Origin of the sequence: Bifidobacterium amazonense, assembly GCF_018555435.2 — a bacterium.
GTDB lineage: Bacteria > Actinomycetota > Actinomycetes > Actinomycetales > Bifidobacteriaceae > Bifidobacterium > Bifidobacterium amazonense.
Window position 1 is genome coordinate 34,235 of the sequence record NZ_JAFEJT020000023.1, and the last position, 9,470, is coordinate 43,704.

A 9,470-nucleotide genomic window follows, 5' to 3' on the forward strand; every position below is an offset into this window, starting at 1 on the left:
TTCCTCATCTTTCCCCCATCCCACCCGCACGCATACCCCCATACCCACACACATACAGGCGTAACCCATCATGATCAGAACCTATCCCGCCCCCGCCGGGGCCAATCTGCGCAATGAATTCCTCGTACGAGTCCGCCCGCTGTCCGGCGGCGAATGGACCACGCTCGACACGTACCACGTCAAGGTCGACATGCACGACGTGCGCGAGGCGTCGATGGTGATCTTCGACATGGACGAGCCGGTCGAGGTCGAGGTGAGCGTCAAACGCTTCTACTCGATCTACACCGCGGCGATCCGTCCCTTAAGCTACGGCATCGAACCGCACTTCGACGACGCGAAAAAGCTCACGTTCACGCTCGAGCGACCCGCCAACCTGTCCGTGGAACTCAACAAGGAGCGCTTCCACAACCTGCACGTCTTCGCCGGCCCCATCGAGGACGAGGCCGCGATCGAGGCGGACGCCGACCTGGTCGTCACGGCCGATCCCAAGCGCATCGGCACGTTCGCCCCCAACGGCGAACTCGCCAAACTGGGCGAACCCGAACCGGGCCGCCGGCGCACGCTGTTCGTGAAACCCGGCTGCTACGGCATCGGCGAGACGATCTGGCACGTCCCGTCGCACACCGACGTGTACCTCGCCGGCGGCGTCGTGCTGCAGGGCGGCATCGTCATCGACCATGCCGAGGACGTGCGCGTGCGCGGCCGCGGCATCCTCGACCTCGCGTTCATGGCCAAGCAGACCGGTGTCGGGGCGATTCGCATCGACTCCAGCCGCGACATCGAGATCGACGGCCTCGCGCTGGTCGATCCGCCGCACTATTCGGTGTGCGCCGGAGCCTCGCAGGGCATTACGATACGCAACGTCAAGGCGTTCAGCTGCGAGGGCTGGGGCGATGGCATCGACATGATGTCATGCCGCGACGTGCTCATCGAACGCTGCTTCCTGCGCAATTCGGACGACTGCATCGCGCTGTACGGCAGCCGCTGGGACTGGTACGGCGACACGCGCGACGTCGTCGTGCGCGATTGCGTGCTGTGGGCCGACGTCGCCCATCCGATCAACATCGGCACGCACGGCGACCACGCGCACGACGGCGACGTGATCGAGCACGTGCTGTTCGAACGCATCGACGTGCTCGAACATCACGAATACCAGATGGACTATCTGGGCGTGATGACGATCAACGCGGGCGACAAGAACACCGTGCGCGACGTCACGTTCCGCGACTTCTGCATCGAACCGTTCGAACACGGCCGCGTGCTCGACCTCGAGGTGCGCCGCAACCCGACGTACAATCCCGCGCCGGGCCGGCTCATCGACGACATCCTGTTCGAGAACATTGACGTGACCGTCGGCGACGGCGAGGAACCGTCGCTCATCCACGGCTACGACGAGGCGCACCCGGTCGGGAACGTGCGCATCCGCAACATGCGCCGCGACGGCAGGCCGTGCCTGACGCTCGCCGACGCGAACGTCGTGGTGGGACGGTACGTGGGCGACGTCTCCATTTCGTGAGATGCTCCGTACGTGTGCGGCATGATCGCGCAGGTCGGACGACGGTGAAAGGGGCTCGATGGTCACGCTGAAGGATGTCGCGGAACGCGCCGGGGTCTCGCCGGCGACCGTCTCGTACGTGCTGCGCGGCGGGCGGCACGTCTCGAAATGGACCGACGAGCGCGTGCGCAAGGCCGCGAACGAGCTCGGATACGCGACGAACATGGCCGCGCGCAGCCTCAAATACGGCAGGACCGGCGTGATCGAGCTGGTCGTGCGCGGCCTCGACGTCTCGTCGATCTACGCGAAGATGGTCACGCACGTCAAGCACGCCTGCTCCGATCGCGGCTACCGGTCGCTGGTGATGCAGACCGAGCAGGATTCGCGCACGCTGCGCGACGCGGTCGGCGAGATCAACAGCCAGTCGTGCGACGGCATGCTGCTGGACGCGTTCGGACTGCCGAAGGACGTGATCGACCGGCTGAACGGCAACCGTGCGATCGTGCTGCTGGACGATCTGTCCAAGCGGCCGGCGTTCGACACGGTCGTCATGCCGCACCGCGAGTCGTCGCTGATCGCCACACGCTACCTGATCGAGCGCGGATGCCGCAGGATCGCGTTCGTCGGCGCCGACCGGTCCGATCTGCAGGTCGCGGCCGGCTCGGGGGAGGACAGCGCGCGCTCGCTGCGGCTGGAAGGCTACCTGCAGGCCATGGAGGAGGCCGGACTTGCGGTGCGGCCCGAATGGCTGATTCCCGTCGACTGGCGGTATTTCGTGGGCGTCGACGTCGGTCGCGGGCTTGCGTGCGACGGGCGGCTTGACGTGGACGGCGTCGTCTGCTGCAACGATTCGCTGGCCATCGGCCTGATCCGCGGGCTTGCGGACGCCGGCGCGCGCGTGCCGGACGACGTGATGGTCGTCGGATCGGACGGCGTGACCGTGGGCGAGTTCACGGTGCCGCGGCTGAGCACGGTCGCGCTCGATGTGCCGGATCTGGTGAACAAGGGGCTGGGCATGCTGATCGAGCGCATCGACGGCACGTACGACGGTGAGCCGCGCCGCGTGACGGCGGGATGCTCGCTGGTGGCGAAGGAGTCCGCGGGGGAGTCCGCCTCGGCGGACTGACGGCTGACGTGGCGGTTCCAGAGTCGCGGGGAATCGCGTTCGGATATGGGGTATTGCTGACCCGCGAGTCCCCTTGTGGCGGCGTCTAATCCGAATGGATGGTCGGTGTCCCTTTTGTGGCAGATATCTCTTGCTACGGGCCTATCAATGAGAGATATCTGCCGGTCATGATGCGTTATGACGGGATATGACGACGGATGCGAAAGTCGTTGATGGCGGAGTACTCACGCCGTTAGAGTTGTTACGTAATCTGTTACGCAATTATCGAGCGCATGGTTTGTGTAGCTAGATGACGCTTTTTTGTTGGAAAATGGCGCGAAACGCCGATTGGAAACGTTTCTTGACACGATTCAAGAAGGGCGCTTTAATGTAACTAGTTCCGCTTTTGAATGGATTCAAAGACACATTGGAATAGTTCGGAAGCGGCGCTGAACCGAAGAAGTTTCGAGCAAGGGAAGCAACAATGACCAAGTCTTCACGTTGGACCGGCAAGAAGGCGGTCGCCGGCATCGCAGCCGTGGCCGGCATCGCCATGATCGTCCCGCTGGCCGCATGCGGCGGCAGCACCGCCGCGGGCGGTTCCGATGAGATCTCCATCTTCACGCAGAACGCCACCTACGAAGGCACGCTCGACGGCTACGTCGGCAAGTGGCTCAAGGACAAGACCGGTCTGACCGTCAAGGTCACCCCGTCCACCGTCGGCGGCACCGACCGTTTCCAGACCAAGCTCACCACCGGCCAGCTCGGCGACCTGATCGCGTTCAACAGCCGCGATTCGCTCAAGCAGGCCATCGACGCCGGCGCGGTCGAGGATCTGAGCGCGTACAAGGACAAGCTGCCGAACGCGTTCCGCTTCACCGACGCGATCAACCGCATGACCAAGATGGACTCCGGCAAGGTGTACGCCATCCCGGCCGGCGCGGCGCAGAAGGCCGAGCTCGGCAAGGGCGACCCGGTCAACGTGCCGAGCTTCCGCTACGACTACTACAAGGAGCTCGGCTCCCCGGAGGTCAAGACCTACTGGGATTACAAGGATGTGGCCGAGTCCATGGCCAAGGCCCACTCCAAGACCGAGAAGGGCGACAACATGTACGCGCTGAGCCTGTTCGGCGGCTGGGACACCACCTCCGCCGGCCAGCTGCGCTCCATCGCCACCGAACTCGGCTGGATCACCAACGACGGCGTGAACTCCTACGACTTCATCAACCTGCAGCCGGAGACCAAGAAGGTCGAGGACATCCTCGCCGACGGCGGCACCTATCTGACCGCGCTCAAGTGGGCCAACTCCATCCACCAGGACGGCATGCTCGACCCGGATTCCGCCACCCAGACCTGGGATGACTACATGAAGAAGGCCGAGAAGGGCCAGTCCGCGATGTGGGTGTACGGCTACCTCGGCAACCTCAACTACAATCCGGTCAACAAGGACATGACCGCGCAGAACAAGGGCTACGAGCGCGTCCCCAGCGACGACGCGATGAGCTATCAGGCCACCTCGACGCTCGGCTCCAACTGGTTCTGGGGTCTCGCCAAGAGTTCCAAGAACAAGGACAACGCCGTGAAGTTCCTCAACTTCATGTACGGCGACGAGGGCTCCTTCGGCTTTGAGAACGGCCCGGAGGGCGTGCTGTGGAAGCGCAACGCGCAGGGCCAGCCGGAGCTGACCGACCTCGGCAAGGGCGACTGGAACGCCGAAGTGCCCGCGAAGGACGGCGGCGGCAAGGTTCAGGACACCTTCAAGGCCCGTGTGAACACCTCCACCGGCACGCCGACCGGCAAGGACTATGACTTCCCGGTGGTCTACAACCAGTGGGACTCCTACCTCAAGGACAACGCCAGCTCCCTCGACAAGGAGTGGACCGCCGACCACGACGGCGCGCTCAACGTGCAGGAATACCTGATCAAGAAGGGTCAGGTCAAGGGCTTCAAGACCCCGGATCTGCCGTCCATCGAGTACAGCGACCAGGACAAGGTCATCAAGAGCCAAGTCGGCGACGTCATCAAGCAGTACTCCTGGAAGATGATCTACGCCAACTCCGACTCCGAGTTCAACAGCCTCGAGAAGGAGATGGTCAAGAAGGCCAAGTCGCTCGGCTACGACAAGCTCGTCAAGTTCGAGACCGGCTACGCCGAGAAGTTCTTCGACAAGGTCGAGATGCTCTGACGGGCGGCCTTGCCCGTGATGCCCGATATCCCGATATATCCGGCCCGTTGCCGGTCGGGGATCGGACGGGCGGTCTCTCCGTTCGGGCTCCCGCATGGACCATATGGAAGAACCGCGATGATGCTTCCTTCTGACGGGGGTGTCAGCAGGAACAGCCAGGGAAGGGGCGAGCGACGCGTGAAGCGCCGCCCGCCCCTTCGCCTGTCCGGCGTGCGGTGTTGCGTCAAACGGGGTATGCTGGATATCAAGAGAGTAACTGGTTACGTAGTGAGTTTGCGCAACCATCGTTCGTGTCCTGCGGTGCCATGCCGCGCCCTCCGTCATACCCATCCGTCATGCCCCGCACGACACCGGCCGTGCATCCATCGTGACGGCGCCGCGGCGCGGCGGAACGGCGCAATAGAACGAACCATCATCACGAAAGGCGATCATCATGAATACATCCAACGCCGGCGCCATCCGCGTCTACCCGGCCCCGGCAGGCGCGGTGCTGCGCCGCGAATACAACGTCCGCGTCCGTCCGCTCGCCGCCGGCGAAGTCCCGGCCGACGACGACGCGAGCGCCGAAGGCTGGCGGACCGTCCCGGTCTACCGCGTCAAAGTCGACTCGCACTACGTGCAGGAGTCGTCGATGTGCTACTTCGACTTCTCCGGCCGCGTCGAGGTCGAAGTCGCGGTCAACGGCTGGTTCTACACGTACCGCGCCGACGTGCGTCCGCTGTCCGTCGGCATCGAGCCGCACGTCGAGCCGAACCGCGTCACGTTCACGCTCGACCATCCCGCCAACCTGAGCGTCGAACTCAACCGCGAACGTCATCACAACCTGCACATCCTCGCCGGCCGTCTGCTCGACGACTACGACCAGGCCGACGTGACCGTCGAACATGTGCTCACGATCGGACCCGAGCTCAACGACCAGATCGAGCGCGCGCGGGCCGGCAAGACGGACGGCGAGCCCGTCGTCGTGCGCATCAAACCGGGCTACTACTACCTGTTCGACGGCGAATGGCGACTGCCGTCGAACGTCGACGTGATCCTCGAGGGCGGCGCCGTGATCGAGGGATCGCTGATCATCGACCATGCCGAACACGTGCGCGTGCGCGGCCGCGGCGTGCTCTACCTGGCCGACTTCAAGCGGTTCGCCGGCACGAACGGCGTGATGGTCACGTTCTCGAAGCATGTCACGCTTGAGAACCTGATCCTCATCAATCCGCCGCATTATTCGGTGTTCATGGGCAAGTCGCAGGACGTGACGATCCGCTGCCTCAAGTCGTTCAGCTGCGAGGGCTGGTCCGACGGCATCGACATGATGGCGTGCGAGGACGTGGAGATCGCCGACTGCTTCCTGCGTACGTCCGACGACTGCATCGCCGTGTACGGATCGCGTTGGGAGTACCGCGGCGGCTCGCGCAACGTGCATGCGCACGGCTGCACGCTGTGGGCCGATGTGGCGCATCCGATGATGATCGGCACGCACGGCGACCACGAGCACGACGGCGACGTGATCGAACACATCTCGTTCGAGAATATGGACGTGCTCGAGCACAACGAGTACCAGCCGAACTATCTGGGCGTGATGGCGATCGGCGCGGGCGACAAGAACACGGTGTGCGACGTGCTGTGGAAGGGTATCCGCATCGAACGGATCAGCCACGGCCGTGTGCTCGATATCGAGACCAAGTGGAACAAGGACTACAACCCGGCGCCGGGCCGGCTCATCGAGAACGTGCGCATCGAGGACGTGGACGTGACCACCGGCGCGGTGACGGCCGGCGACGAGGAGCCGTCGCTGATCGGCGGATACGACGCGGAGCATCCGGTGCGCGATGTCCGCATCCGCGACATGCGCCGCGACGGGGTCGTGTGCCGTACGCTCGCCGACGCGAACGTGCGGGTGCTCGCGAACGCCTCCGACGTGACGATCGAATAGCCCCGTCCGCCGTGCCGGTCCGGACGGTGCGACGTCATGAGACACTAATATGCAACCGTTTACCGATTTGGTAAACGGTTGTTGTGGTATTTGGGGCTTTATTTTCGGCGTTTCGCGTGATTTGCGTTGGTTGGGGGAGTGGTGTATATTGAAAACCAACGGAAAGCGCTTACCAAATAAGGCCGAATAATGTAGTACGGCAAACGAGGCAGGCGCCGGACGAAGACGAAACAAGTCAAGAACGTGACTGCAAAGCCGCAATCAGCGAAAGGAACCAATCATGGCAGACAAGACCATCGGAGTCATTCTCAACGGCGCGACCGGCCGCATGGGCTACCGCCAGCACCTGTGCCGCTCCATCCTGCCCATCATCGAGCAGGGCGGCGTGGAGCTCTCGGACGGATCGCGCGTTCAGCTCGACCCGATCCTCGTCGGACGCCACGAGTCCAAGCTCAAGGAGGCCTCCGAGAAGCACGGCGGCCTCAAGTACACCACCGACCTCGACTCGGTGCTCGCCGACCCGGCCTACCCGCTGTACGCCGACTTCCTCGTCACCTCCGCCCGCGTCGACTCCCTGAAGAAGGCCATCGCCGCCGGCAAGGACATCTACACCGAAAAGCCGCTCGCCGAAACCTACGAGGACGCGTGCGAGCTCGTGCGCCTCGCCGAGGCCAAGGGCGTCAAAACCGGCGTCGTGCACGACAAGCTGTTCCTGCCCGGCCTGCTCAAGCTGCGCCGCCTCATCAAGTCCGGCTTCTTCGGCCGCATCCTCTCGGTCCACGGCGAGTTCGGCTACTGGGTGTTCGAAGGCGACTGGCGCGAATCCCAGCGTCCGAGCTGGAACTACAAGAAGGAGCTCGGCGGCGGCATGATCTCCGACATGTTCCCGCACTGGAACTACGTGATCGAAGGCCTGTTCGGCAAGGTCAAGTCCGTGTACGCCGAGGCGAAGACCGAGATCCCGGAGCGCGTCGACGAGAAGGGCAACACCTACCAGGCCACCGCCGAGGACGCCGCCTACGCGATCTTCGAGCTCGAGAACGGCATCACTGTGCAGATGAACTCCTCGTGGAACACCCGCGTCTACCGCAACGAGCTGCTCGAATTCCAGATCGACGGCACCAAGGGCTCCGCGGTCGTCGGCCTGTTCGGCGCCGAGATCCAGGTGCGCGACGCCACCCCGAAGGCGTTCTGGAACCCGGACGTGCCGGATCCGCACCACTACATGGACAACTGGCAGGAGATCGCCACCGACGAGACCTTCGAGAACGGCTTCAAGGCCCAGTGGGAGGAGTACATCCGCTCGCTCGTCGAAGGCACCCCGTACCCGTACGACTTCGCCTCCGGCGCGCGCGGCGTGCGCCTGGCCGAGCTCGGCTACGAGTCCGCCGCCAAGGGCGCCAAGGTGCTCGTGCCGGAAGGCCGCTACTGAAGACCGGCCCGAGACCGGCCGAAGCCGGCAAAAGCTTGCAATCCGAACAATCGGAAAGGACCAGCAATCATGACTGACAAGAACGAAATCAACGGCGGCGTCAAGGTCGCGCTCATCACCGGCGGCCGCCAGGGCATCGGCCTGGGCATCGCCAAGCGCCTCATCGCCGACGGCTTCGACATCGACATCCTCGACCGCAGCGAGGAGCCGACCGACGTGACCGGCGAGCTGCGCGAACTCGCCGGCGACCCGTCCAAGGTCCGCTACGTGCAGGGCGACGTCACCAGCGCCGAAGACCACCAGCGCTTCCTCAACGACGCTGTCGAGGCGTGGGGGCGCCTCGACGTGCTCGTCAACAACGCCGGCGTCGCGCCGACCGAACGCAAGGACCTGCTCGAGGCCACGCCGGAAAGCTTCGACCGCGTGCTCGGCATCAACCTGCGCGGCCCCTACTTCCTGACCCAGGCGTTCGCCAACAAGGTCATCGAACTGCGCGGACCCATCGAGAACCTGCCCGAACCGCCGGAAGGCCCGGTCGCCACCATCATCAACATGGCGTCCACCTCCGCCGAGACCGTCTCGATCAACCGCGGCGAATACTGCATCTCCAAGGCCGGCGTGCACATGGCCACCGAGCTGTGGGCCGTGCGCCTCGCCCCCGAAGGCATCGTCGTCTACGAGGTGCGCCCGGGCATCATCGCCACGCACATGACCGCCGGCGTCAAGGACAAGTACGACGCGTTCTTCGCCAACGGCGGCGCGCCCATCACCCGCTGGGGCAAGCCCGCCGACGTGGCCGGCGCGGTCTCCATCCTCGCCTCCGGCAACACCCCGTACTCCACCGGCGACATCATCAACGTCGACGGCGGCATGCACATCCCGGTGCTCTGACCGGCACCCCGCATCCGTCCGGGCCGCAATCGCCGGCCCGGCATCATCATCACAGTCGCAGGACGGACATCCGCGTAGCCACGGGTGTCCGTTCCGCACATCAGCACATTTTCCGCATACCTTCCGCACGGCAGCGGCATGACAAGGAACGTACATCAATGACACAGCACACCATGACCATCGCCGGACACGAAGTCCCCGTCGTCGACCGGCAGGCCGTCGTCGTCGGCACCGGATCGGCCGGATACTGCGCGGCCGAGCGTCTGTACGACATGGGCGTGACCGACATCGCGATCGTCACCGACCGCGTCGACGCCGGCACGTCACGCAACGCGGGCTCCGACAAGCAGACCTACTACAAGCTCACCCTGTCCGGCGGCGACCCCGACTCCGTGCGCGACATGGCCGAAACGCTGTTCTCCGGCGGCGCGG

Annotated in this window: 7 protein-coding genes; all 7 read left to right on the plus strand. The window is 64.5% G+C overall.

What is annotated here, in order from left to right; genetic code table 11:
- The first annotated feature begins 70 nt into the window (after window positions 1-70).
- Window positions 71-1,516: a glycosyl hydrolase family 28 protein gene (locus JS533_RS06880; RefSeq protein WP_241513701.1), complete on the plus strand. Its 1,446-nt coding sequence runs from the start codon at window positions 71-73 to the stop codon at window positions 1,514-1,516.
- Between the two features lie 58 nt (window positions 1,517-1,574).
- Window positions 1,575-2,621 carry a LacI family DNA-binding transcriptional regulator gene (locus JS533_RS06885; protein WP_241513702.1) on the plus strand — a complete coding sequence of 349 codons (1,047 nt, stop codon included), beginning with the start codon at window positions 1,575-1,577 and terminating at the stop codon, window positions 2,619-2,621.
- A gap of 463 nt (window positions 2,622-3,084) precedes the next feature.
- Complete coding sequence (locus tag JS533_RS06890; RefSeq protein ID WP_241513703.1) at window positions 3,085-4,785, plus strand: extracellular solute-binding protein; 1,701 nt, start codon at window positions 3,085-3,087, stop codon at window positions 4,783-4,785.
- A 433-nt stretch (window positions 4,786-5,218) separates the two neighbouring features.
- Window positions 5,219-6,715: a glycosyl hydrolase family 28 protein gene (locus JS533_RS06895; RefSeq protein WP_241513704.1), complete on the plus strand. Its 1,497-nt coding sequence runs from the start codon at window positions 5,219-5,221 to the stop codon at window positions 6,713-6,715.
- Window positions 6,716-6,995: 280 nt separating this feature from the next.
- Window positions 6,996-8,147, plus strand: coding sequence for a Gfo/Idh/MocA family protein (locus tag JS533_RS06900; protein ID WP_241513705.1), 1,152 nt, complete (start codon window positions 6,996-6,998; stop codon window positions 8,145-8,147).
- A gap of 69 nt (window positions 8,148-8,216) precedes the next feature.
- A complete protein-coding gene (locus JS533_RS06905) occupies window positions 8,217-9,038 on the plus strand; it encodes a 3-ketoacyl-ACP reductase (RefSeq protein ID WP_241513706.1) in 822 nt (273 codons plus the stop codon).
- Between the two features lie 158 nt (window positions 9,039-9,196).
- Window positions 9,197-9,470: type 1 periplasmic-binding domain-containing protein (locus tag JS533_RS06910; RefSeq protein WP_241513707.1), on the plus strand; the 274-nt coding region annotated here is incomplete at its 3' end.